Consider the following 22,360-nt stretch of genomic DNA (forward strand, 5'->3'; position numbering starts at 1 on the left):
AGGAGGCGGCGGTGCCGCTGGCGCCGTCGCCTCATCAGGCATAGTCAAAAAACTTGCGCAATCGCGTGGATCAGTGAATGATCGGACGAGTGGCCTCACCGGCGTCATGGACGGTGAGGCCACGCGTTCCTCCGCACCCTGACATTCACGTACCGATCATGCCGACTTCATCACCTTCTGCCGTTGCTTCCGTAGTGCCCTGTCCGGTTGTCGAATCGCTCGACGCCATCCTTCCCGAAGAGCCGCTTCTGATGATGGGCGCCGGCCCCGTGCCGATTCCCGCCGCCGTGGCCAAGGCCAACACGATCGTGATCAATCACCTGGGCGGCGCGATGGTGAAGGTGATCACTCAGGTGAAGACGATGGCGCGCTACGTGTTCCAGACGCAATCGAAGTGGGTGCTGGGCGTGGCGGGACCGGGATCGGCCGCGATGGAGATGGCGATCTCCAACCTCGCGTGGGAAGGCACGCGCGTGCTGTGCATCAAGAACGGCTTCTTCAGCGACCGCATGGGCGAAATGGGCCGGCGTGTGGGCGCGAAAGTGAGCACGCTCGAAGTCGCGGACCGCTCGGTGGCGAGCCTCGAACAGATCGCCGATGCGATTCGCCGCGAGCGTCCCGAAGTTGTCACGGTCGTGCAGGGCGAGACGTCGAACACGGTGTGGAATTACCACCTGAAGGATATTGCCGCGCTCGCGAAAGCCTCCGGCGCGCTGGTGATCGTCGACGCGGTGTGCACGCTGAGCACGATGCCGCTGGAGATGGACGCGTGGGGCATCGACGCGGTCATCACGGGCGGGCAGAAGGGTTTGTCGTCGATCCCGGGCGTGTCGCTGATCGCGTTTTCCGATGCGGCCTGGGCGCGCGTCAAAGGACGCACCGCAGCGAATGCGCATTGGTGCCTGGATGCATCGCTCGCGGAGAACTTCTGGCATAACGCCGGCTATCACTACACCGCGCCGGTCTCGGGCGTGCTCGCGTTGCACGAGGCGTTGCGGCTGGTGTGCGCGGAGACGCTCGAAAAGCGTTTCGCACGGCATCTGAAATGTTCGCTGGCGTTGCAGGACGGCGTGACGGCGCTCGGCTTGCAGTTGTATGCGCCAAAAGCATGCCGCCTGAACTCGGTGGTCGGCATCGAAGTGCCGGGCGGTTTGACTCCCGCGGATGTCTGCTCGCATATTTCGCGGCAACATCAGGTGGAAATTTCGGGCTCGTTTGGTTTGCCGATCGTCCGGATCGGACAGATGGGCGAGCAATGCCGCGAACACAATCTTTTCCGCACCGTGCATGCGCTCGGCAGGACGATGGTGGATCTCGGCGTGAAGGTCGATTTGCCGGCCGGCGTGGCGGCGCTCGAACGCGGGTTGTCGGAAGGAAAGTAGTTTTTTGCCTGCGCCAAGCGCAGGCAAAAAACAATTCTGTCACAGCGCGGCGGGCTGGCCAGTCACCTTGGCGTTGCGCAGATAGAGCACGGTCGACAGCACGACCGCCGCCGCAGCAGCAACCGCGGCGAACAGGAACACCGACCCATAGCCGAATTCCCCGGCGATATAACCGGCCAGCGGCCCGGTGATGCCGAGCGACAGGTCGAGAAACACGGAGTACGCCGACAGCGCCGCACCGCGGCTCGCAGGTGGCACGAGTCCGACCGCTTCGACGCCGAGCGCCGGAAACACCAGCGCGAAGCCGAAGCCGGTCAACGCGGCGCCGGCCAGGGCGATATGCGGCTCGGGCGCGAGCCACAACATCAGCAGGCCGACGCATTCGAACGAGAACGAGGCAATCGCAACGCGAAAGCCGCCGTAGGTCTTGATCGTGTTGGCGAACAGCAGGCGCGCGCCGATGAACAGCGTGCCGAACACCGTGAGCGACAAAGCCGCATTCGGCCAGTTCTTCGCCGCATAAAACAGCGTGATGAAAGTCGCGATCGAGCCGAACCCGGCCGAGCCGAGCGCAAGGCCGATGCCATGCGGCAGCACCCGCGTGAACACGCTGCGATACGACATCCGCTCGCCGTGGACGAGCGGTACCGGCGCGATCTGGCGAGCCAGATAGAAACCGAGCGCGGCCAGCGCAATCACCAGAATGCCGAGCGCGGCAAAGCCGATCGCGTGTGCGATCGCGACGCCGAGCGGCGCACCGATCGCCAGCGCGCCATACGTCGCGATGCCGTTCCACGAAATCACCCGGGCGTTGTTGCTCGTGCCGACCCGGCCGATGCCCCACAGAATCGCGCCGGTGCCGCACAGGCTTTCGCCGAAGCCGAGCACCAGCCGGCTGAACACCAGCAGTGTGAGACTCAGCACCGGCCAATCGCCGCACAACACGGCGAGCAGCAGCAGGACGCCGCTCGCGCCGCAACCCAGCAGACCGATCGACACCGTGCGCTTCGGCCCCAGCGTATCGGCGCAGCGGCCGGCGAGCGGGCGCGAGGCCAGCGTCGCCAGGTATTGCACGCTGATGGCCGCGCCGGCCAGCACCGCGCTGTAGCCGAGGTCGCCGTGGACATAGCCGGGCAGCACCGCCAGCGGAATGCCGATCGTCAGATAACAAAGAAAGGTGAAAAAGACGACCGGAATGATCTGCAGGGTCGTCGCAAATTCGCTGCGAGGTGGCGCGGAGTCAGTGGACATGGGGAAAACGAGACTTGAATTCGGCGGGAAGGCATGATTTTCCCATGGAACCGATTCCTTTGCTGCATTTGCATAATTTGCTGACCGTCGGGTCAGCGTCGCGAACCCACATAGTGGCCGGATTTCGCCTGTTCAGTGTCCGTATTTTTGTCTGGCGAGCGGAGCATGCCATGATTGGCAATGACCAATATTCTGCAAAAAGAACCAATACACGGCAAAAAGCTCATTCCAACATAAGCCAACCCGCTCCCAAACGACCCTCTATATCGCCTGGCGAATATGTCCCCCATGCGATCCACGCTATGGGTTGCCTTTATTGACGGTGATAGCTTTCAAACCATCGCTGCAGCACGTCCCCACGGACACAGAACATTCGAGATTAATCCGAGAGTAAGAGACATGACTGAGCCGATTCGCTTCTATCACCGCAACGCGATCCGTGAGATCAAGGACGCGCCCGTCACCCGCACGGTGCTGCAGTATCTGCGCGAGGACGCGCATTGCACCGGAACCAAGGAAGGCTGCGCCGAAGGCGATTGCGGCGCGTGCACGGTCGTGCTCGGCGAGCGCAACGAAGCGGGCGGCGTCGACTTCAAGACGGTCAACGCCTGCATCCAGTTCGTGCCGACGCTCGACGGCAAAGCGCTCTACACCGTCGAGGATCTGCGTCAGCCCGATGGTTCGCTGCATCCGGTGCAGGAGGCGATGGTGGAATGCCACGGCTCGCAATGTGGCTTCTGCACGCCGGGTTTCATCATGTCGATGTGGTCGCTGTACGAGAAGCACGGCCACGAGCAGGGTTGCGCGAACCGCACGGTGCCGTCGCGCGCAGCGATCAGCAATGCATTGACCGGCAACCTGTGCCGCTGCACCGGCTATCGGCCGATCGTCGATGCGGCCGTGCGCATGTTCGACGCGCCCGCGCCGAAAGCGCCGGTGAACGTCGCCGCGCTCGCCGCCACGCTCGCCACGCTGGCGCGCGAGAACACCTTCCACTATGAGCACGCCGGCCAGCAGTTCGACGCCCCGCGCAGCGTCGCTGCGCTCGCGAAGATCAAGGAAGCCCAACCGGCCGCGCGCATTCTCGCCGGCAGCACCGACATCGGCCTGTGGGTCACGAAACAGATGCGCGAGCTGGGCCACCTCGTCTACGTGGGCCAGATCGCCGAATTGCAGAAGCTCGAAACCAACGGCGAGTGGATCGAGATCGGCGCGGGCGTGAGCGTCGAGAAGGCTTATGCGGAGATTGCGAAGCAGTACCCCGAATTGACCGAGATGTGGCAGCGCTTCGCTTCGCTGCCGATTCGCAATGCCGGCACGCTCGGCGGCAATATCGCCAACGGCTCGCCGATCGGCGATTCCATGCCGGGTCTGATCGCGCTCGGCGCGCGAGTGATCGTGCGCGGCGGCGAGATCGAGCGCGAGATGCCGCTCGAAGACCTGTACCTCGCTTATCAGAAGAAGGACATGGCGGAGCACGAGTTCGTCGTCGGGCTGAAAGTGCCAACGCGCACCGGCGCGCGCGCGAATCTGCAATTTCGCACCTACAAGCTCTCGAAGCGTTTCGATTCGGATATCTCGGCGGTGTGCGCCGCGTTCTCGTTCATCGCCGACGGCAAGCTGATTCGCGAGCCGCGCGTCGCGTTCGGCGGGATGGCCGCGACACCCAAACGCGCGACGCATGCCGAAGCCGTGCTGGGCGATGCCGAATGGCACGAAGCCACCGCGCAGGCCGCGATGCTCGCGCTCGGCAACGACTATGCGCCGCTGTCCGACATGCGCGCGACCAGCGACTACCGGCTCGAAGCCGCGAAGAACACGCTGTACCGCTTCTGGCTCGAAACGCGTCCGCACAATCCGCTGCCCAAGAGCACGCTCGACGTGCGCGCGGTCGCCGCCGCGAGCGCGCCTGCCGCCGCGAGCGCCTGATCCGCGGTCAGCCTACGTAGGATACGGAGAACATCACAATGAATCAGCAAGCCGAGCCGTTCCTGAAAGACCTTCAGGATCTCGACGACTTCACCCAGGTCCACGTGTCGCGTCCGCACGAGTCCGCGCATCTGCATGTGAGCGGCCGCGCCACCTATACCGACGACATCCCGACGCTCGCCGGCACGTTGCACGCCGCGCTCGGGCTGTCGTCGAAAGCGCATGCGAAGATCGTGTCGATCTCGGTGGACAAGGTGCGCGCCACACCCGGCGTGGTCGCCATCTTCACCGCCGACGACATCCCCGGCGTCAACGACGTGGGCCCGATCGTCCACGGCGACGATCCGATTCTCGCCGACGGGCTCGTGCAATACATCGGCCAGCCGATCTTCATCGTGGTCGCGACCTCGCACGAAACCGCGCGGCTTGCCGCGCGCCGCGCCGAGATCGTCTACGAGGAATTGCCGGCGATTCTGACCGCGCAGCAGGCGCGCGCCGCGAACCAGCACGTGTTGCCGCCGATGAAGCTCGCACGCGGTGAAGCCGCGACGAAGATCGCACGCGCCGCGCATCGCGAGGCCGGCGAGATGCTGCTCGGCGGCCAGGAGCAGTTCTATCTGGAAGGGCAGATTTCGTACGCGGTGCCGAAGGACGACGACGGCATGCACGTCTACTGTTCGACGCAGCACCCGACCGAAATGCAGCACATGATCGCTCACGCGCTGGGCGTGGCGTCCCACAACGTGCTGGTCGAATGCCGGCGCATGGGCGGCGGCTTCGGCGGCAAGGAATCGCAATCGGGCCTGTTCGCGTGCTGCGCGGCGCTCGCCGCGTGGAAGCTGCTGTGCCCGGTGAAACTGCGCCCCGACCGCGACGACGACATGATGGTCACCGGCAAGCGCCACGATTTTCACTACACGTATGAAGTGGGCTACGACGACCGGGGCGTGATCGACGGCGTGTCCGTCGACATGACCTCGCGCTGCGGCTTTTCCGCCGACCTGTCCGGCCCGGTGATGACGCGCGCGCTGTGCCACTTCGACAACGCGTACTGGCTCCCGGACGTGACCATCGACGGCTTCTGCGGCAAGACCAACACGCAGTCGAATACCGCGTTCCGCGGCTTCGGCGGCCCGCAAGGCGCGTTCGCGATCGAATACATCATGGACAACGTCGCGCGCTCGGTGGGCGTCGATGCGCTCGACGTGCGCCGCCGCAATCTGTATGGCAAGACCGAGCGCAACCAGACGCCGTATGGCCAGATCGTCGAAGACAACGTGATTCACGAACTGATCGACGAACTCGAAGCGACCAGCGAATACCGCGCGCGCCGCGCGGCGATCGACGAATTCAACGCGAACAACGAAGTGCTGAAAAAGGGCCTCGCGCTGACGCCGGTCAAATTCGGCATCGCGTTCAACGTGACGCACTTCAACCAGGCCGGCGCGCTCGTGCATATCTACACCGACGGTTCGGTGCTGGTGAATCACGGCGGCACCGAAATGGGCCAGGGCTTGAACACCAAGGTCGCGCAGGTGGTCGCGCATGAACTGGGCGTGGGCTTCAAGCGCATTCGCGTGACGGCGACCGACACCAGCAAGATCGCCAATACGTCGGCCACCGCTGCATCGACCGGGTCCGATCTGAACGGCAAGGCCGCGCAGGATGCCGCGCGCCAGTTGCGCGAACGCCTCTCAGCATTCGCCGCCGAGCGTTTCGGCGCCGGACAGGTGAACGCCGCCGACGTGCGCTTCGCGCACGAGCGCGTGGTGGTCGGCGACGTGGTCGTGCCGTTCGAAGAGGTGATCGCGAAGGCCTACATCGCGCGGGTCCAACTCTGGTCGGATGGCTTCTACGCGACGCCGAAGCTCTACTGGGATCAGTCGAAGCTGCAAGGCCGGCCGTTCTCTTACTACTCGTACGGCGCGGCGGTGTCGGAAGTGGTGATCGACACGCTGACCGGCGAAATGCGCGTGCTGCGCGCGGACGCGTTGCATGACGTGGGCGCGTCACTGAACCCGGCGCTCGACGTCGGCCAGGTGGAAGGCGCGTTCATCCAGGGGATGGGCTGGCTCACGACCGAGGAGTTGTGGTGGAACGCGGGCGGCAAGCTGATGACGCACGCGCCGTCGACCTACAAGATTCCGACGGTGAACGATACGCCGCCGGACTTCCGTGTGCGCCTTTTCAAGAACCGCAATGCCGAGGACAGCATCCATCGTTCGAAAGCGACCGGCGAGCCGCCGTTGCTGCTGCCGTTCTCGGTGTTCTTTGCGGTGCGCGATGCGGTGTCGGCGGTCGGCGATCACAAGGTCAATCCGCCGCTGAATGCGCCGGCGACCAGCGAGGAAATTCTCAAGGCGGTCGGCGCGGTGCGCGCCGCTGCGGCGGCGCGGCAATGAGCGCGGCACGACGCGCGTGCACAATCTACACACAGGGAGGCTCGCCATGAACGATTTCTCGTCCGTTCAGATCGGCCGGCGCAGCGCCGCGCAGATGCCGCGTCCGGCGCCGATGCATATCGTGCTGTTCGGCGCGGGGCATGTCGGGCATGCGCTCGTCAGGCTGCTCGGCAGCTTGCCGTGCCTCGTCCAGTGGGTCGACGAGCGCGACGAACTGTTCCCCGACGAGACGCCCGCCAACGTGCAGATCGAAGCGACCGACACGCCGGATGCAATCGTCGATGCGGCGCCGCCCGGCGCCTACTTTCTCGTGATGACGCATAACCACGCGCTCGATTTCTCGCTTGCCGCACGCATCATGCGGCGGCGCGATTTCACCTACTTCGGCATGATCGGTTCGCAGACCAAGCGGGTGAAATTCGAGCGGCGGTTGCTCCAACGCGGCGTGCAAGCGGATCGGCTGGTGGAGATGACGTGTCCGATCGGCGTGGACGGCATCGTCGACAAGGCGCCGCCGGCGATCGCGGTTGCGGTGTGCGCGGAGTTGCTGCAGATCAGGACCCGCCAGGTGGTGGCGCAGGTCGCGACGCAAAAGATCTGCGCGACGGTTTGACGAGGCGGCGCACCGCCGTAGGCATTCACGAGAGCGCGGCACATGCGGACGTGCAAAGCCAAACGTGATTGCCGCAAAAAACCTTCACTTCGGCTTGCCCGGCTCTTCTTTTTGCCGAGGCCGCTTCACGCGCCTGACCTTCTGCGCGACCAGTCCATCCGATACCTCGGACATCAACGCCCGCAGCCAGCCGACATCGCTCGGCCGGTCCGGCTGCGGATGCCATAGCTGATAGCACTTGATGCGCGGAAAAGCGATCGGCACCTCGACCACCGCGAGCGGCAGCATGTCCGCATAGTGCATCGCAAAGCGGCGCGTCGTCGTGAAGATCAGATCCGATTGCAGCAGCGTCTGCGGCACCAGCCCAAAGTAGGGCAGCGTCGCGACGATCCGCCGCTCGGCGTGCGCGCGCGCGAAACCGGTGTCGATCGCGCCGCCGCGCGCGCCGCTGTACGGCGTCGGCGCGAGATGGGGCGCGGCGAGATACGCGTCGCGCGTGAGCGGCGCGCGGGTCAGCGGATGATCGGCGCGCATCAGGCACACGACGGTATCGGAGAACAGATCGCTGCGCTCGAACCGTGCATCCGGTTTCGGCCAGTTGCCGATCACCAGATCGAGTTCGCCGGCGTCGAGCGCGGCCGAGTGATCGAGCAGCGGACCCAGCGATTCGATTTCGAGCCGCGCATGCGGCGCCGCTTCGCGAAATTGCGCGATCACGGTCGGCATGAAGAAGTCGTTCAGATAATCCGGCGCGGCCACGCGAAAGGTGCGGCGTGAGCGGGCGGGATCGAAGTCGCCATGCGGCGTCGCGACGAAATCGACTTCGCGCAGCACGCGTTGCGCACTCGCCAGCAGCGATTCGCCATATTCGGTCGGCACCATGCCGGATTTGCCGCGCACGAGGATCGGGTCGTTCAGCGTCTCGCGCAGTTTGCGCAGCGCGGTGCTGATGGCCGGCTGGGTCTGATTCAGACGCAGCGCGGTCTGCGTGACGCTGCGCTCGACCAGCAGCGTGCGCAGCACGCGCACGAGCCAGATATCGAGTGAGGCGGCGGTGTCGTCGTCATCCATGGTTTGAGCGGGGCGGTGCGGGCGGAGCGGCCCGGATGAAGCGCGGCACGAAGCCGGCTCGCGACACGGCCCGCGCGCGGGGCGCAAAGGTTATAACCTTAGGCCCGTTTGCGGTGTAGCGGCATAGCAGGCGCGGTATGGCCGGCATCAGCGGGGGTTGTTTCGGTGCGATTCGGTTGAACCCCAAGCCGAAGCCGAAGCCCGAAGCCGAGCAGACTGCGACGCAGGCGCCAGGAACGGCAAACCACGCCGCCAGCCGCCTGAAGCCTGCGCGTCGCCCCCCTCGCTCCGCCAGCTAGTCCACCAGCCCCGACGGCAGCGAACTGATCCGCTTCACTTCCCGCGATTCGAGCCAGTTCGGCGTGCGCGCGCAGTACAGCACCATCGGCAGCGCGTCTTCGCCCCAGAACAGCTGATCGTTCAGACGAAAGGTCGGCACGCCATACACCCCGAGCCCGATCGCATCGGCCGTATTGCGCTGCAATTGCGCTTTCACTGCCTCGCTTTTGATGCGCTCCGGGCCGTCCGGCATACCGACGCGTTCGCACAGTTCGGCGAAGTCCGCATCGTTCGACGGATCGCGCCCTTCGCGCCAGATGAAGCGGAAAATCTCGCGCACGAAGCTGATGTCGCCGTTCGCGGCCGTGGCCAGCAGCAGCGCCTTCATCGAATCGAACGGATGCGCCGGCGGCATCTTGTACGGAATGCCGAGCTGTTCCGCGCGAAACAGCGCGTGCCGGTACATGAAGGTGCGCTTGGCGGGCACGCTGTAAGCGGGCCGCTGTCCCCAGTGAGCGTACAGGTCGTTCAGCACCACCGGCGTGAATGCAAAGTCGAAGCCGGGCCATTTGTCGTGTTGCTCGAGCAACAGGTACGTGAACGGCGAGACGAAGTCGTAAAACCACAGCGGTTGCTTGGCGTCGATGCCAACGGTCATAAATGTCTCCCGAATTGCCTGTCTGACGATGCGTTCGCTACAACGTCAAAATTGTGATGATCTTACGCGGTGCAGCCACGGCTTGCACCGTTCAATATGGTTTGGCGGCGCTCCCGCCAGGGTTGGCCGGGTCGGCAGCGGGGCCGGGCGTCGCGCCGAGTTCCGCCGCTTCATGTGTCTGATGCGTGTCATTGGCCTCACCACGGGCCGAGAGCGGCGCGACTTCGCCGCCACTGGCCGCAGCCGGGCCGCGCGCGTCTTGCTCGCGCGATTCGTCGTCCGGCCGGCCGTCGTCCGCATCCTCCGCTTCGTCACGCTGGCCCTCGCGGCTTTGCGTCAGCCGCCGGCGCACGAAGCCGATATGCTCGCGCAGCACATAAAACTGATCCGCATACGCGAGCGGCATCTTCAATCCGTTGACCGATTCCTCGATCGCGTCGAGCCGTTCGATCAACGACGCGCGCTCGGCGGGCGAATGTTCGCTGAGCGCGCTGCGCTCGATCGCGATCAGCGAGCCGTACCAGCGATAAATCCGCGATTTGACCCGCCACGCATAGAGCCCCGGCACGACGCGCAAGGCCGGCACCAGCAGCACGACAAGCGGCACCACGATCACCAGCAGCCGGTCGGCGAGACTCGCGACCCAGAACGGCAGGGTCCGGTAGAGGAAGCTCTTGCCCGACTTGTAGTAGCGCGCGGCGTCGTCGCTGAGCGGGAAGTCGTGTGCGATCGGCGCGGGGAATTCGCCGGCGCGCTGCATGATGCTCGCGCCGCCGTGCACCTCGCGCGCGGCTTCGATCAGCAAATCCGACAACGCGGGATGCAGCGAGTCGCGCGCCACCAGCTCGGCGGTCGGCGCGACGATGCCGATCGATGCCGAAGGCAGATTCTTGCCGAGGTCGAACGACCCCATCGGCATTTTCAGCTGGGTCAGATACGGAAAGCGGCGCGTGTACGCCTCGGCCTGCGTGAAATCGTAGAAACGCACGTTCGGCGTGCGATACAGCTTGCCCATGACCGCCGGCTGCGCGGAATCGCCGGCGAGGAAGGCCGCGTCGACCTTGCCTGAGATGAGCGCGTCGGCGGCGGCATCGCCCGATAGTGGCAGCAGTTTGGTCGCGGCGCCCGGCACGATGCCGTTGGCCTTGAGGAGCGCGAGCGCCAGCTCGCGCGTGCCGCTGCCCTCGGCGCCGACCGCCAGCCGCTGGCCCTTCAACTCGGACAGCCACATGACGGGCGGGCCGTGATAGAAGATCGCCAGCGGCACATACGCGACGCTGCCGAGCGACATCAGGTTTTTGTTCACCGCCCCGGGCGCCACACCGCCCTGCACGAAGCCGACATCGACGTTCGCCTGCGGGTCCGACAGCCGCTTGAGGTTCTGCAGCGACCCTTCCGAGGCCAGCACATTCACCATGATGCGGTTACGCGCGAGAATCGTCTTGTACTTCTGCGCCGCGTTCCAGAAGGTGCTGCCCACGGGGCCGGTGGTGATCGTCAGCGTGCTGGGCGGGGCGGGCTGGATCAGCCGCACGGCGGCCCAGATCGCGACGACGACGAGCAGCACGAGCGGTCCGAACGAGACCGCCAGGTCGCGCCAGGAGATTGCGACAAACCGGGCGACGAGACGGGGAGGGCCTTTGCGGCCGGTGGCGGGCTTCATCGGATGACGTGAGGGCTACGGTCGAAAGTGGACAGGGGCGGCGCACGAACCTGAGCGAGGCGCTCGGAGCGAGCGAGGCCAGGCGTGCCGGCCGTGGCGGATATCGTGCAAACCGCGCGGTCGCGCGCGTCGCGCCGATGGTACCTGAGATTCATAGGACGGCGAAACGCGCGGTGGCGCCAGACGCCGACAAACCCGTAACAAATGGTGAACGCGGTGTGACCGCAGTATGAACATGGCGTGCAGGCGGTGTGCATGCCGGAGGTGTTCATTGCCCGGACGGCGCGGCTGTCACACGCCTGGCACATGCGTGGCGAATGCGTCGCGCAAATGCGTCGCAAATGCGTGGCAAGTCCCACACCCGACGCCGCCGCATGCCGCGCGGATGACTAAGAGGCTGTTGCGAAATTAATTTTCTGGTCTGTTAACTTTTCTGACTTGGTGTTAACTTTCTGTCTTGTTTTGCCTGACAGGAAGCGATGCCTAAAGAACTCATAGACGACGAACTGTGGTCACTTATCGAACCACTTCTGCCTGCGCGAGCACCTCGCAATCGACAATATGCGGGGCGCAAGCCGACACCCGACCGCGCTGTGCTGACGGGCATCGTGTTCGTACTACGCTCAGGCATCGCGTGGAATCTGCTGCCGCAGGAGATGGGGTGCGGCTCAGGCACTGCCTGCTGGCGACGGCTCGTCGCATGGCAGGAAGCAGGCGTCTGGCAACGCATCCACGAAACGCTGCTGGCCGAATTGCGTCGTCGTGGCGAAATCGATTTGTCCCGAGCGCTCGTGGACAGCTCATCGATTCGTGCCGTGCTGGCGGGAAAAAAACCGGCCCGAATCCCACGGACCGGCGCAAGCTCGGGAGCAAACACCACCTCATCGTCGACGCGCAAGGCATCCCGCTCGCGGTCATCCTGACCGGCGCAAACCGCCACGACATTACCCAGCTTGATTCGTTGGTCGAGGCCATTCCGCACATTCGGGGCAAGCGGGGGCGTCCCCTGCATAAACCACAAATCGTTCAGGGCGACCGAGGCTACAGTTCCGAGCCTCATCGGCAGCGCTTGCGGGAACGCGGCATCACGCCGGTGCTCGCAAAAATCGGTTCGCCTCACGGCAGTGGTCTGGGCAAAACGCGTTGGCCAGTCGAGCGTTCGATTGCATGGCTTCACTCGTTTCGACGCCTGAAGATTCGCTACGAACGCCATGCTCATGTTCACGAGGCCTTCCTGTCTCTCGCTTGTGCCTTGATTTGCTGGACGCGTCTCAAACCGGTGTTTAACTAATTTCGCAACAGCCTCTAAACCTTTGCGCTTCCGGGCCGCCTGGATTAAATTGAGGATCGCTGCCGCGAACCAGGGTTTGCGCGGCGTGACCCGGCACCACACCAGAACCGGGCACGCTCTCGAACGTCGCGGCTTGCCGGTTCCGTACCGCAGGCATGTCCGTCATCGCATGCGGCAAACGGCAGCCGGTTTCTCCCGCCTCTCGCATACGTGTTGCAGCCAAAGCCGGCCGGCGCCGGGACGCACCTCGCTGCGTGTCCCCTCGCGCAGGGCCGCCGGTAGTCGTAACGAAACCGCTTGTACACGCGGTCCAATGTTGAAACCAAGGAGAAGAGAAACCATGAAATCTGTCGGTTATCTGAAAACGCTGGGTTCGGTCGTGGCAATGGTGCTGGCGTGCAACGTCTACGCCCAGTCGAACGATGCGCCGTCGTCGGCGGCGGCAACGGTCAAGGCCGGCAAGCGGGCGAACAACGAACTGGGCCGCAAGGTTCGGGGCGCCCTCACCAAGACGCAAGGCCTCGACGTGTCGAACATTTCCGTGCGTGCTCGCTCTGGCGCGGTGACGCTGTCGGGCACGGTGCCCGACCAAGGCCAGATCGATGCCGCCGGCGAAGCCGCGAAGGGCGTCGAGGGCGTGAAGTCGGTGTCGAACAAGCTGACCGTGATGCAACAGTAATCAGTCTGTCATGCGCGCGCGGCACGAATCCGGCTGCGCCCGGCGGACTTGACCGATGCACGCGGTGGCTCGCGGGTGCAAGAGGGCGGCGGCGGCTCGACACGGCGTGCGCGATCGTGAAGCAGGTGTGTCCCAAGGCTCCGGCACAATGCCGGGGCCTTTTTTGCCCTGATTTTTTGGCGCGATGCTTATTGGGAACCGCGCTGATGGTTTCCGGGTGGCATATTGGCTGCCGTCGATGCTGCGAAGACTTCTCCGTGCGTTGCGACACAGAACTGACGTCGCGCGAAGCGTACTGTGGACGCATGGGAATCGGAGTCAATGTCATGGGAACCACGTTTTTGCGCTACACCGATCTGCCGATCGGCGATCGGGCGGCTTTCGAGCTGGTGTGCGCGCGGCACGGCTTCGCGCCGGTGCACTTCGACATCAGTGCCTGCGCGAAGGCCGGCGAGCCCGCGCACGAACGTCTCGTCACCGTGCGGCGCGCCGGCTGGACGCAGTCGTATCGCGACAGTGATGGCCAATGGATCAGGCAGTTCGAAGCCGATCTGACCAGCAGATTCTTCAAGTAGAGGCGGGGGCGGCGCTCTGTTGATGTCGGCGCCGGCTGGCGCTCACGTCGATGCTGACGTTAGGGCTCAGCTTGCCGGCTCGGCCGATGCCGAGGTTAGCGCGTCAATTGCCCCTTGGGTCGGCCCTCACATCAGCGCCTGCGCCGATGCATCACGCCATCACGAGCCGCACACCCACCAGCGTCAGCGTGGCCGCGAGCAGGTTGCGCAGCAGCGCATCCGGCGCGCGCGACGACAGGTAGCTGCCGATCGCGATACCCGGCAGCGATCCCACCAGCAGCGACGCCAGCATCGACCAGTCGACCGAACCCAGCAGCCAATGACCCGCGCCCGCCAGCAGCGTGAGCGGCACCGCATGCGCGATGTCCGAGCCGACGATGCGTGTGGTCGGCAGCAACGGATACAGCAGCAGCAACACGGTCACGCCGATCGCGCCCGCGCCTACCGACGTCAGCGACACCAGCACGCCGAGTATCGCGCCGGTCAGCACGGTCAGCGCGAGCGTGCGTCCCTGGTTCGGCGCACGTTGGCCGCGCGCGCCGAGCGCCGCGAGCTGCGGCCGGAACACCAGCGCCACCGCCGTGACCAGCAGCGCCGCGCCGAGCACGATCTGGATCAGCCGGCTCGCGCCCGGCGTGTCCATCCCGTAGCGATGCAGCAGGACCAGCGTGATCGTCGCGGCAGGCACGCTGCCGGCGGCGAGGCGCAGGGTGATCTGCCAGTCGACGGAACCCTTCAGGCCGTGCACGAGCGTGCCGGTCGCCTTGGTGGCGGCCGCGTACAGCAGGTCGGTGCCGACCGCGGTGGCCGGATGCACGTTGAACAGCAAAACCAGGATCGGCGTCATTAGCGAGCCGCCGCCGACGCCCGTCAATCCGACCAGAAAGCCGACGAACAGGCCGGAGACGGAGTACAGCAGTTCGATGTGGGGAAGTGCCATTGAGCAGACCGCTGACGGTCGGATGGGTGGAAGGATCGGACGGCGCGGCCGGCGCGTGTGGGCCGCCACGCGCCCCAGGCAGCGGCGCGCAGTGCGGCTCGGCACAGGTGCACCGCAGGCGCGCCACGGGCCGCCGCGGCGCGGCGAAAGCCGCTATTGTCGCAAAACTGCCGCGCTTGCGTACGGAATACGGTCGAGCGCGAGCGCGCTGCGCGTTCCGTGGCGAGTCCCGTTCAAAGCGCGCGGCGAATCTCGACGACGCCGAACGCCGCCAGCGTGAAGCCGACCACGCGGTCGATCGCGAGGCGCAGCCGGCTGCCGATCGCGTGACGCGCTAGCGACACCACGCTCACGAGCACGCACCACCACGCGATCGAGCCGACGAACACGCCGCCCACCGTGGTCAGCGCAATGGCCGGGGAGAAGGCGCCGCGCGGCGCGAGCGTCGTGAACAGCGCGGCGAACATGATGACGGTTTGCGGATTGGTCAGCGTGAGCAGCAAGGCGCTCGCATATGCGCGCAAGGCGCCCGCGCGGCCCACCTGCGCGAGCTTGCCGTCGCCGTTGCCGTTGCCGTTCGAGGTGTCGGCGGAAGGCTTCTGCAGCAGCGTGCGCACGCCGAGATAGAGCAGGAACAGACCCGCGAGCAGATGCAGCGGGCGATCGTAGGCAAGCATGAACTGCGAAATACCGACGAGGCCCAGCGCCGCAATCAGGCCGTAGAGCGCATCGCCGGTTGCAATGCCGAAGCCGATCGCCAGTCCCGCGCGCGGGCCGCCCGTCAACGTGCGGCGGATGCACAGCATGCCCATCGGGCCGACCGGCGCGGCAATCGCAAGGCCGACGCCCGCGGCCGTGAAGAAAAGACTGGTGGTCGACATGGGAAAGCCCTTGAGCGGTGGTTCAGGTTCGTGACGCAGGGTGAATCGTTTCGTTGCGGCGGCTTGTGGTGCGTGGTTCGCAGTTCGCGGCGCGTCGCGGCGTTTCGCGGCGGTTCGTCGGCTCGTGCCGTTCGTGTTCGTGGTGCTCTTGCCGCTCTTGCCATCTTGCCGCTCGTACGCAGAGCCTTGCGCCCACGCGGCGTTGCTCGTGCGAAGGCGGCAATCGGCGCGTCCGTCAGCATAGCCAGACCGGCAGGCGCGGGCAAGGCCGCGCGAGCTTGCCGAAAGCCGCTTTTGCGCCGGATCGAGCCCCGTAAGCCCGCGCCCCGGCGAGCCTGCGCCATCCGGCTCGCGCACCGGCCGTGGATACCCTGGGATCGGTTCGACGCGCGCCTTCCTCGGGCATAATTTTGCCACTGCAAATTTCGGGAGCGCGCCCGCTCATGTGGCAGATCGATCAGGTGACGCTGCGCTTGTTCATCGCCGTGTGCGAGGAAGGGACGATCGCACGCGCGGCCGAACGCGAGTTCATCGCGCCGTCGGCGGTCAGCAAGCGGCTCGCCGATCTCGAGGCGCTGGTCGATGTCGCGTTGCTCTCGCGCAGCCAGCGCGGCGTGCGCGCGACCGCCGCTGGCGAGGCGCTGCTGCGCCATGCGCGGCTCATCATGCGCGGCCATGAACGGCTGCAGGCCGAACTCAGCGAGTACGCGGCCGGCGCGCGCGGACATGTGCGGGTGCTGGCGAACGTGTCGTCGATGGTGGAGTTCTTGCCCGAGGCCTTGTCGGTGTTCCTGAAGGCCAATCCGGGAATTCGCGTCGATGTCGAGGAGCGAGTGAGTGGCGAAATCGTGCGTGGTCTGGAAGAGGGCGTGGCCGATCTCGGCATCTGCCGCGACGTCGTGCCGATGGGCAGTCTCGACGTCCTGCCGTATCGCGCCGATCATCTCGCGCTGATCGTGCCGCGCGCGCATCTGCTTGCCGGTGAGGCCGCCGTCGGCTTCGAGCAGACGCTCGCCTTCGATCACCTCGGACTCGCGTCGAATGCGTCGGTGAATGCGCTGATGCAGCGCATCGCGGTGGAGAAGGGCGGCGAGCTGAACTATCGAACCTACGTGTCGACGTTCGATGCCGCCTATCGCTTCATCCAGGCCGGGCTCGCGGTGGCGATCCTGCCGCTCGAGGCATTGCCCGGCCATGCCGCCGATGAATACGGCATCGTCGCCGTGCCGTTGCGCGAGGCATGGGCCGAGCGGCGCTTCGTGATCTGTATGCGGGATCGGAATGCGCTGACGCTGGCGGCGTCACATCTGCTGACGCATTTGCTGGGCGCGGTCTGACGCGTGGATCGCGCCTTCACCGCACTCACATGGCAGGCGCGCGCGCTTCGTGACCACGCGTGCGCCGACATTGATCGTGCACGCCGCTTGTCCGCTGCGGCTCAGCATGACCCCCTGAATCCCCGCACACACCTCTTCTGAAAACCCCTTAAGGGTTTCCCCTCCCGGCGCGCAAACGCCCGCCCAGCAGGCCGGCGCTGCCATCGCGAGCCGCGATGGACGGCGTCGTCAACGCAGACTTCCGCGCGCGCCCGTGCGCGGGCACGCTCTCATCCAGTTGCTTCATTTCCGCCTCTCCAGCGCAATCCGACACCGGGATCAAAGACCATGAGTGACACCCAGGAGCGCGTCGTCGTGACCGAAGTCGGCATGCGCGACGGCCTGCAAAGCATCGCCCGCACGATGCCCACCGAGTTCAAACGGCGCTGGATCGACGCCGCCTATGCAGCCGGCGTGCGGCATATGGAAGTCGCGTCGTTCGTGCCCGCGAAACTGCTGCCGCAAATGGCCGATGCCGGTGAAGTCATCGCCCATGCGCTCAGCTACGACGATCTGATCGTGACGGCCCTGGTGCCGAATCTGAAGGGCGCGCAACGCGCGCTCGACAGCGGCGTACACCGGATCGTCGCGCCGATATCGGTGAGCGCCGCGCATAGCCTCGCCAACGTACGCAAGACGCCCGCCGACATGATCGACGCGTTCGCTGCGATGCGCGAGGCGATCGATGCCGCATCGAACGGCGGGATGCGGCGCGTCGAACTGATCGCCGGTTTGTCGACGGTGTTCGGCTGCACGCTGCAAGGCGCGGTGCTGTACGCGGATATCGCCGCGATCGCGCGCGCCGCGCTGCAGGCGGGCGCCGACGCGATCGCGCTCGGCGACACCACCGGCGAGGCGACGCCGCGCCAGGTCGGCGAGATCATCGGACTGGTGCGCGACGTCGCGGGCGCGCGGCTGCGCTCGCTGCATTTCCACGACACGCGCGGCCTCGGCCTCGCCAACACGCTGGTTGCCCTGCAACACGGCATCCGCGAATTCGACGCGTCGCTGGCCGGCCTCGGCGGTTGTCCGCATGCGCCGGGCGCGACCGGCAACGTCAATACCGAAGACCTCGTGTTCATGCTCGACAGCATGGGCTACGACACCGGTATCGATCTCACGAAGCTGCTCGCCTCGCGCGCCGTGCTCGCCGATGCGTTGCCCGGCGAGCCGCTGTACGGCTACCTGGCACGCGCCGGTTTGCCGAAGCAGTTCGCCGCCGGCCGTCAGGCATGCGCATCTTTCTAACCCGCTTCCTAACCGCAGGTGCTGCAATGACTCCGCTTTCGTCCACTTCCGATTCCGCGTCGTCCGCGCCGCAGCAGGGCGCGTTGCCGCTCGCGGGTATTCGCGTGATCGAGTTGTCGCATATGGTGATGGGCCCGACCTGCGGGATGATTCTCGGCGACCTCGGCGCCGAAGTGATCAAGGTCGAGCCGCCGCGCGGCGACGGCACGCGCCGTCTGCTCGGCACCGGTGCGGGTTTTTTCCGCACCTTCAATCGCAACAAGAAGAGCGTCGCGCTCGATCTCGACAGCGAAGCGGGACTCGCCGCGCTGCACAGGCTCGTCGATACCGCCGACGTGTTCGTCGAAAACTTCAAGCCGGGCCGCATGGCGAGTCTCGGGCTCGATTACGCGACACTGCGCGAGCGCAATCCGAAGCTGATCTACGTGTCGCACAAGGGTTTTCTGAACGGCCCGTACGAACACCGCCTCGCGCTCGACGAAGTCGTACAGATGATGGCGGGCCTCGCGTACATGACCGGACCGGTCGGCCGGCCGCTGCGCGCGGGCAGTTCGGTCAACGACATCATGGGCGGCATGTTCGGCGCGATCGGCGTGCTCGCCGCGCTGCACGAACGGCATGCGAGCGGACGCGGCAAGGAAGTGCAGAGCGCGCTGTTCGAGAACTGTGTGCTGCTGTGCGCGCAGCACATGCAGCAGTTCGCCGCGACCGGCGTGCCCGCCGCGCCGATGCCGGAGCGCATCAGCGCGTGGGCCGTGTACGACGTGTTCACGCTCGCCAACGGCGAGCAGATGTTCATCGCCGCGACCGGCGACGGTCAGTGGCGCGCGTTGTGCGCGATTCTCGGCCGCGCCGACCTGATTGCCGATCCGCGTCTGGCGACCAACAACGATCGCGTGCTGGCGCGTGAGTGGCTGCTGAAAACGCTCGGCGAAACCTTGTGTCGATTCGAAGGCGCGGCGCTCGTGCCGCTGTTCGAGCGCGACCATATTCCGTTCGCGTCGATCACGAAGCCGGAAGCATTGTTCGACGATCCGCATCTGAACAAAAGCGGTGGGCTTGCGCGCCTGACGCTCGACGACGGCAGCGAGACCGCCATGCCCTTGCTGCCGATTTCGATGGACGGCGCGCGTTTGCAGCCGCGTCAGCCGATCGCGAAGATCGGCGAGCACACCGCCGACGTGCTGCGCGGTCTCGGTTATGACGACGCGCAGATCGCGGCGCTGGGCGGTGGTGCGGCTCGGGCGCCGCGCGAAGCGGCGTGACCTGCGCATGGTGCCGGATAGGGCAAACGCGGCGCGACGGTCGAGGCGCGGTGTGCTGTCCGGCGCCGCCAATGTAGTCCCCTCAAATTTCATCCGGCGATAGACCGGCGTTCCGCAATCATTTGCGTTGGATTGGAGACAGGCGATGAAATCGTCGAATCAAGCGGTGTATGCGACGGCACTCGGCGATGCCGCCGCACTGGGCGGCCTGCCCGCGGACACGGACAAGGATACAGGCGCAGGCGCAGCGGCGGCCGACCACGCCGGGCAGATCGCGCTGGAAGGCGCGCGCATTTCCGCGCGGCTCGATCGCCTGCCCGCCACCCGTTCGATCTGGAAGCTGGTGATGCTGCTGAGCCTCGGCCTCTTCTTCGAACTGTACGACCTGATGTTCTCCGGCTACATTGCGCCGGGACTCGTGCGCAGCGGCATTCTCACCGCGACTACCCATGGTCTGTTCGGCACCAGCGGCGTCGCGAGCTTCATCGCCGCGTTGTTTGCGGGCCTGTTCATCGGCACGGCGGCGTGCGGTTTTCTCGCCGACCGTTTCGGGCGACGGGCCATCTTCACGTGGTCGCTGCTGTGGTACACCGCGGCCAACATCATCATGGCTTTTCAGGACACCGCGTTCGGGCTCAATCTGTGGCGCTTCATCGCGGGCATCGGCATTGGCGTCGAGATCGTCACGATCGGCACGTACATCTCCGAGCTCGTGCCGAAGCATATTCGCGGCCGCGCGTCGGCGTGCTCGCAGGCGGTCGGCTTCTGCGCGGTGCCGATCGTCGCGTTTCTGTCATATCTGCTGGTGCCGCACCGTTACTTCGGCCTCGACGGCTGGCGCCTCGTCGTGTTGACCGGCGTGGTCGGCGCGATCGTGGTGTGGTGGATCCGCTTGCGTTTGCCGGAGAGCCCGCGCTGGCTTGCGCAAAAAGGCCGCATCGGGGAAGCCGACGCGGTGATGAAGCGGCTCGAAGCGCGCGTCGAGCGCGAATACGGCCGGCCGCTGCCGCAGCCCGCGTCGCCCGAGCCGGTGCGCGCGCGTGCGGCGTTTCGCGATCTGCTCGCGCCGCCCTATCGCCGGCGCACGCTGATGCTGATCATCTTCCACGTGTTCCAGACCATGGGCTACTACGGCTTCGCAAACTGGATTCCGACGTTGCTGATCAAGCAAGGCATCACGGTCACGACGAGCCTGATGTACGCGAGCGTCATCGCGCTCGCCGCGCCGCTCGGGCCGCTGCTGGGCTTGCTGATCGCCGACCGCTTCGAGCGCAAGACGGTGATCATCTTCATGGCGGGGGTGAACGTGGTGTGCGGGCTGGCCTTCAGCCAGGCGCGCGAGACCGTGTTGCTGGTGAGTCTCGGCGTGTGTCTCGTGCTGGCGGGCAACATCATTTCATACAGCTATCACGCGTATCAGGCGGAACTGTTTCCGACCAGCATTCGCGCGCGGGCGGTGGGATTCGTCTATTCGTGGAGCCGGCTTTCAGCGGTGTTCTCGGCGTTCGTGATCGCGGGGTGTTTGAGCCGCTTTGGCGTGAACGGGGTGTTCGTGTTCATTTCCGGCGCGATGGCGGTGGTGATGATCGCCATCGGCACGCTGGGACCGAAAACACGCGATGTCGCGCTGGAGGATATTTCCAGGTAGCCGCTGCGGGCGGCGAAGTAACGCGGAAGTCAAGCTGAAGTCAAGCAGAAGTAAAGCGGCCCGCCTTGTGAAGGCGGGCCGGCTCGCGTTTAGTGCTTCTTCTGGGTTGCCGCAACGCTCGGTGCTACGCGAATCGGTGTCCCGCCCGACGGCGACGTGGCAGGTTGCGGTTTCTTCTCCTGCTTCGGTTTCTTCACTTCGCGGTTACTGCGCATCTGACCTTTTGCCATGATGGACTCCCAATTGGCGTTTTTTGCTCCTCACAGGAGCAATGAGGTAGTGTGCGCTGATTTTGCCATTACTGTTGGGATTTCTGTCTTTTGGCATTGAGGACCGCAGAGGGCAGCGCGTGAATGGGCGCGAATGCGCCCAGTGTCGAGTCGAGCGGTTCGTCCTTATGGATGCGAGCGCCCGGCACAAACCACGTGTCGCGCGCGGGCCGGTTGCGGCGATGGCCGACGCAGAATGCATCCGTCTGCATCGCCAACGATCAGATCGATCGATGCGTGAGCTCCTCGCTCGAAATGACGAGACGCTCGCGAGCGCATCAATAGTCCCGATGATTCTCGTCGGTGCGGGCGAGCCGGTCCGACACGTTGCCAAGCAGCAGCGCGAACAGCAATGCACCGATCGTCGTAAAGAGGAACGCGCCGATCATCGCAGCGAGGATCAGTGTCATCCATATAAGAGCGTTCATAGAATAGAAGCGGTTCCAGCATGTTGTCAGGCATCCTAACCCGTCCGTGTGCACGAGTTCTGTACGCCAGCAGGCCTGGAACCTGTCATGAAGTGCCTAATTATCGCCACATTGCGCCGCTTGCGCGCCACGTTGCCTGCGGATGTGGCGGCGCGTCGTGGTAACCGTGCACGCCCATGTTGTCCCAATAGCGGCCGATGCCGGGGGACCGAGCCGGCATCCCGCGCTATGCGACAACGTTTTGACGACATGCTGTGCAACGTTGCCATACAACACGTCGCGTGTGCCGTTATTGAAACGGCAGGTGCGGTATCCGAATGCACAGGGCGTCTACCGTCTGCTGGCAATGCATCATCGAATGGTTAATGCACGCGGTCAGAACGGGCTTTACTTGCCTGGCAAGGAAACTGCTGCGCAAAGCGCATAGGCATTTGCGCAATTCACTGTCGGATCGACCCGCTCCGCCCTCGGCGCAATTGGCCATTGGCGCGCCTATTGCGAGGCGGTCCAAA

At 65.3% G+C, this 22,360-nt stretch carries 19 protein-coding genes and 1 pseudogene; 11 read left to right on the forward strand and 9 right to left on the reverse strand.

Annotated elements, in window-relative coordinates:
* Positions 1 to 158 precede the first annotated feature (158 nt).
* Positions 159 to 1,382, forward strand: coding sequence for an alanine--glyoxylate aminotransferase family protein (locus tag B0G69_RS09415; RefSeq protein WP_121316628.1), 1,224 nt, complete (start codon positions 159 to 161; stop codon positions 1,380 to 1,382).
* A 39-nt stretch (positions 1,383 to 1,421) separates the two neighbouring features.
* On the opposite strand, the gene B0G69_RS09420 is transcribed toward B0G69_RS09415, so the two are convergent.
* Positions 1,422 to 2,633 carry an MFS transporter gene (locus B0G69_RS09420; RefSeq protein ID WP_121316629.1) on the reverse strand — a complete coding sequence of 404 codons (1,212 nt, stop codon included), beginning with the start codon at positions 2,631 to 2,633 and terminating at the stop codon, positions 1,422 to 1,424.
* Positions 2,634 to 3,032: 399 nt separating this feature from the next.
* On the opposite strand from B0G69_RS09420, the gene xdhA reads away from it, so the two are divergent.
* The 3 genes from xdhA to xdhC are packed head-to-tail and all read left to right on the forward strand — an operon-like array spanning position 3,033 to position 7,577.
* Positions 3,033 to 4,562 (forward strand): xanthine dehydrogenase small subunit, encoded by a 1,530-nt coding sequence (gene xdhA / locus B0G69_RS09425; protein ID WP_121316630.1) that lies wholly within the window; start codon positions 3,033 to 3,035, stop codon positions 4,560 to 4,562.
* A gap of 38 nt (positions 4,563 to 4,600) precedes the next feature.
* Positions 4,601 to 6,964 carry a xanthine dehydrogenase molybdopterin binding subunit gene (gene xdhB / locus B0G69_RS09430; protein WP_121316631.1) on the forward strand — a complete coding sequence of 788 codons (2,364 nt, stop codon included), beginning with the start codon at positions 4,601 to 4,603 and terminating at the stop codon, positions 6,962 to 6,964.
* A gap of 46 nt (positions 6,965 to 7,010) precedes the next feature.
* Positions 7,011 to 7,577, forward strand: coding sequence for a xanthine dehydrogenase accessory protein XdhC (gene xdhC, locus B0G69_RS09435; protein ID WP_121316632.1), 567 nt, complete (start codon positions 7,011 to 7,013; stop codon positions 7,575 to 7,577).
* A gap of 84 nt (positions 7,578 to 7,661) precedes the next feature.
* On the opposite strand, the gene B0G69_RS09440 is transcribed toward xdhC, so the two are convergent.
* The 3 genes from B0G69_RS09440 to B0G69_RS09450 all read right to left on the reverse strand — a co-directional run bounded on the left by B0G69_RS09440 (position 7,662) and on the right by B0G69_RS09450 (position 11,248).
* Positions 7,662 to 8,648, reverse strand: a complete 987-nt coding sequence (locus B0G69_RS09440; RefSeq protein WP_121316633.1) for a LysR substrate-binding domain-containing protein — start codon at positions 8,646 to 8,648, stop codon at positions 7,662 to 7,664.
* 295 nt (positions 8,649 to 8,943) lie between these two features.
* Positions 8,944 to 9,585, reverse strand: a complete 642-nt coding sequence (locus B0G69_RS09445; protein WP_121316634.1) for a 2-hydroxychromene-2-carboxylate isomerase — start codon at positions 9,583 to 9,585, stop codon at positions 8,944 to 8,946.
* A gap of 91 nt (positions 9,586 to 9,676) precedes the next feature.
* Positions 9,677 to 11,248, reverse strand: coding sequence for a TAXI family TRAP transporter solute-binding subunit (locus tag B0G69_RS09450; protein WP_241991285.1), 1,572 nt, complete (start codon positions 11,246 to 11,248; stop codon positions 9,677 to 9,679).
* A gap of 479 nt (positions 11,249 to 11,727) precedes the next feature.
* On the opposite strand from B0G69_RS09450, the gene B0G69_RS09455 reads away from it, so the two are divergent.
* The 3 genes from B0G69_RS09455 (at position 11,728) to B0G69_RS09465 (ending at position 13,793) form a co-directional block, all read left to right on the forward strand.
* A protein-coding gene (locus B0G69_RS09455; protein ID WP_121316635.1) for an IS5 family transposase occupies positions 11,728 to 12,539 on the forward strand; the annotation gives its coding sequence in 2 pieces (ribosomal slippage) (positions 11,728 to 12,067 and positions 12,067 to 12,539; 813 coding nt in all).
* 340 nt (positions 12,540 to 12,879) lie between these two features.
* Positions 12,880 to 13,218 carry a BON domain-containing protein gene (locus B0G69_RS09460; protein WP_121316636.1) on the forward strand — a complete coding sequence of 113 codons (339 nt, stop codon included), beginning with the start codon at positions 12,880 to 12,882 and terminating at the stop codon, positions 13,216 to 13,218.
* Positions 13,219 to 13,544: 326 nt separating this feature from the next.
* Complete coding sequence (locus tag B0G69_RS09465) at positions 13,545 to 13,793, forward strand: hypothetical protein (protein ID WP_121316637.1); 249 nt, start codon at positions 13,545 to 13,547, stop codon at positions 13,791 to 13,793.
* A gap of 151 nt (positions 13,794 to 13,944) precedes the next feature.
* Here the strand turns inward: B0G69_RS09465 and B0G69_RS09470 are convergent, their stop codons facing one another.
* Both B0G69_RS09470 and B0G69_RS09475 read right to left on the reverse strand, forming a co-directional pair.
* Positions 13,945 to 14,733 carry a sulfite exporter TauE/SafE family protein gene (locus B0G69_RS09470; protein ID WP_121316638.1) on the reverse strand — a complete coding sequence of 263 codons (789 nt, stop codon included), beginning with the start codon at positions 14,731 to 14,733 and terminating at the stop codon, positions 13,945 to 13,947.
* 233 nt (positions 14,734 to 14,966) lie between these two features.
* Positions 14,967 to 15,614 carry a LysE family transporter gene (locus B0G69_RS09475; RefSeq protein ID WP_121319266.1) on the reverse strand — a complete coding sequence of 216 codons (648 nt, stop codon included), beginning with the start codon at positions 15,612 to 15,614 and terminating at the stop codon, positions 14,967 to 14,969.
* Positions 15,615 to 16,057: 443 nt separating this feature from the next.
* Here B0G69_RS09475 and B0G69_RS09480 point away from each other — a divergent pair, with 443 nt between their 5' ends.
* From B0G69_RS09480 to B0G69_RS09495, 4 genes are all read left to right on the forward strand, one after another.
* Positions 16,058 to 16,951, forward strand: a complete 894-nt coding sequence (locus B0G69_RS09480) for a LysR family transcriptional regulator (protein ID WP_121316639.1) — start codon at positions 16,058 to 16,060, stop codon at positions 16,949 to 16,951.
* Between the two features lie 327 nt (positions 16,952 to 17,278).
* A complete protein-coding gene (locus B0G69_RS09485; RefSeq protein ID WP_121316640.1) occupies positions 17,279 to 18,238 on the forward strand; it encodes a hydroxymethylglutaryl-CoA lyase in 960 nt (319 codons plus the stop codon).
* 26 nt (positions 18,239 to 18,264) lie between these two features.
* Positions 18,265 to 19,503 (forward strand): CaiB/BaiF CoA-transferase family protein, encoded by a 1,239-nt coding sequence (locus B0G69_RS09490; RefSeq protein ID WP_121316641.1) that lies wholly within the window; start codon positions 18,265 to 18,267, stop codon positions 19,501 to 19,503.
* A gap of 145 nt (positions 19,504 to 19,648) precedes the next feature.
* The gene (locus tag B0G69_RS09495; protein WP_121316642.1) at positions 19,649 to 21,151 is read left to right on the forward strand and encodes an MFS transporter; all 1,503 of its coding nucleotides are present in this window, start codon (positions 19,649 to 19,651) and stop codon (positions 21,149 to 21,151) included.
* An 89-nt stretch (positions 21,152 to 21,240) separates the two neighbouring features.
* Here the strand turns inward: B0G69_RS09495 and B0G69_RS41350 are convergent, their stop codons facing one another.
* The 3 genes and pseudogenes from B0G69_RS41350 to B0G69_RS42670 form a co-directional block, all read right to left on the reverse strand.
* A complete protein-coding gene (locus B0G69_RS41350; protein ID WP_199731168.1) occupies positions 21,241 to 21,381 on the reverse strand; it encodes a hypothetical protein in 141 nt (46 codons plus the stop codon).
* A gap of 122 nt (positions 21,382 to 21,503) precedes the next feature.
* Positions 21,504 to 21,699: pseudogene (locus B0G69_RS41730) on the reverse strand (hypothetical protein); the annotation flags it as partial.
* The gene (locus B0G69_RS42670) at positions 21,699 to 21,830 is read right to left on the reverse strand and encodes a hypothetical protein (RefSeq protein ID WP_277873520.1); all 132 of its coding nucleotides are present in this window, start codon (positions 21,828 to 21,830) and stop codon (positions 21,699 to 21,701) included. The pseudogene B0G69_RS41730 and the gene B0G69_RS42670, both read right to left, overlap by 1 nt.
* Positions 21,831 to 22,360 lie beyond the last annotated feature (530 nt).

This window comes from Paraburkholderia sp. RAU2J, from assembly GCF_003634845.1.
GTDB classification, from domain to species: domain Bacteria; phylum Pseudomonadota; class Gammaproteobacteria; order Burkholderiales; family Burkholderiaceae; genus Paraburkholderia; species Paraburkholderia fynbosensis.

Bases quoted from the DNA above. Each gene is read 5' to 3' on its own strand.
- B0G69_RS09415 (WP_121316628.1), top strand. From the start codon at position 159: ATGCCGACTTCATCACCTTCTGCCGTTGCTTCCGTAGTGCCCTGTCCG.
- B0G69_RS09420 (WP_121316629.1), bottom strand. From the start codon at position 2,633: ATGTCCACTGACTCCGCGCCACCTCGCAGCGAATTTGCGACGACCCTG.
- xdhA (WP_121316630.1), top strand. From the start codon at position 3,033: ATGACTGAGCCGATTCGCTTCTATCACCGCAACGCGATCCGTGAGATC.
- xdhB (WP_121316631.1), top strand. From the start codon at position 4,601: ATGAATCAGCAAGCCGAGCCGTTCCTGAAAGACCTTCAGGATCTCGAC.
- xdhC (WP_121316632.1), top strand. From the start codon at position 7,011: ATGAACGATTTCTCGTCCGTTCAGATCGGCCGGCGCAGCGCCGCGCAG.
- B0G69_RS09440 (WP_121316633.1), bottom strand. From the start codon at position 8,648: ATGGATGACGACGACACCGCCGCCTCACTCGATATCTGGCTCGTGCGC.
- B0G69_RS09445 (WP_121316634.1), bottom strand. From the start codon at position 9,585: ATGACCGTTGGCATCGACGCCAAGCAACCGCTGTGGTTTTACGACTTC.
- B0G69_RS09450 (WP_241991285.1), bottom strand. From the start codon at position 11,248: ATGAAGCCCGCCACCGGCCGCAAAGGCCCTCCCCGTCTCGTCGCCCGG.
- B0G69_RS09460 (WP_121316636.1), top strand. From the start codon at position 12,880: ATGAAATCTGTCGGTTATCTGAAAACGCTGGGTTCGGTCGTGGCAATG.
- B0G69_RS09465 (WP_121316637.1), top strand. From the start codon at position 13,545: ATGGGAACCACGTTTTTGCGCTACACCGATCTGCCGATCGGCGATCGG.
- B0G69_RS09470 (WP_121316638.1), bottom strand. From the start codon at position 14,733: ATGGCACTTCCCCACATCGAACTGCTGTACTCCGTCTCCGGCCTGTTC.
- B0G69_RS09475 (WP_121319266.1), bottom strand. From the start codon at position 15,614: ATGTCGACCACCAGTCTTTTCTTCACGGCCGCGGGCGTCGGCCTTGCG.
- B0G69_RS09480 (WP_121316639.1), top strand. From the start codon at position 16,058: ATGTGGCAGATCGATCAGGTGACGCTGCGCTTGTTCATCGCCGTGTGC.
- B0G69_RS09485 (WP_121316640.1), top strand. From the start codon at position 17,279: ATGAGTGACACCCAGGAGCGCGTCGTCGTGACCGAAGTCGGCATGCGC.
- B0G69_RS09490 (WP_121316641.1), top strand. From the start codon at position 18,265: ATGACTCCGCTTTCGTCCACTTCCGATTCCGCGTCGTCCGCGCCGCAG.
- B0G69_RS09495 (WP_121316642.1), top strand. From the start codon at position 19,649: ATGAAATCGTCGAATCAAGCGGTGTATGCGACGGCACTCGGCGATGCC.
- B0G69_RS41350 (WP_199731168.1), bottom strand. From the start codon at position 21,381: ATGGCAAAAGGTCAGATGCGCAGTAACCGCGAAGTGAAGAAACCGAAG.
- B0G69_RS42670 (WP_277873520.1), bottom strand. From the start codon at position 21,830: ATGACACTGATCCTCGCTGCGATGATCGGCGCGTTCCTCTTTACGACG.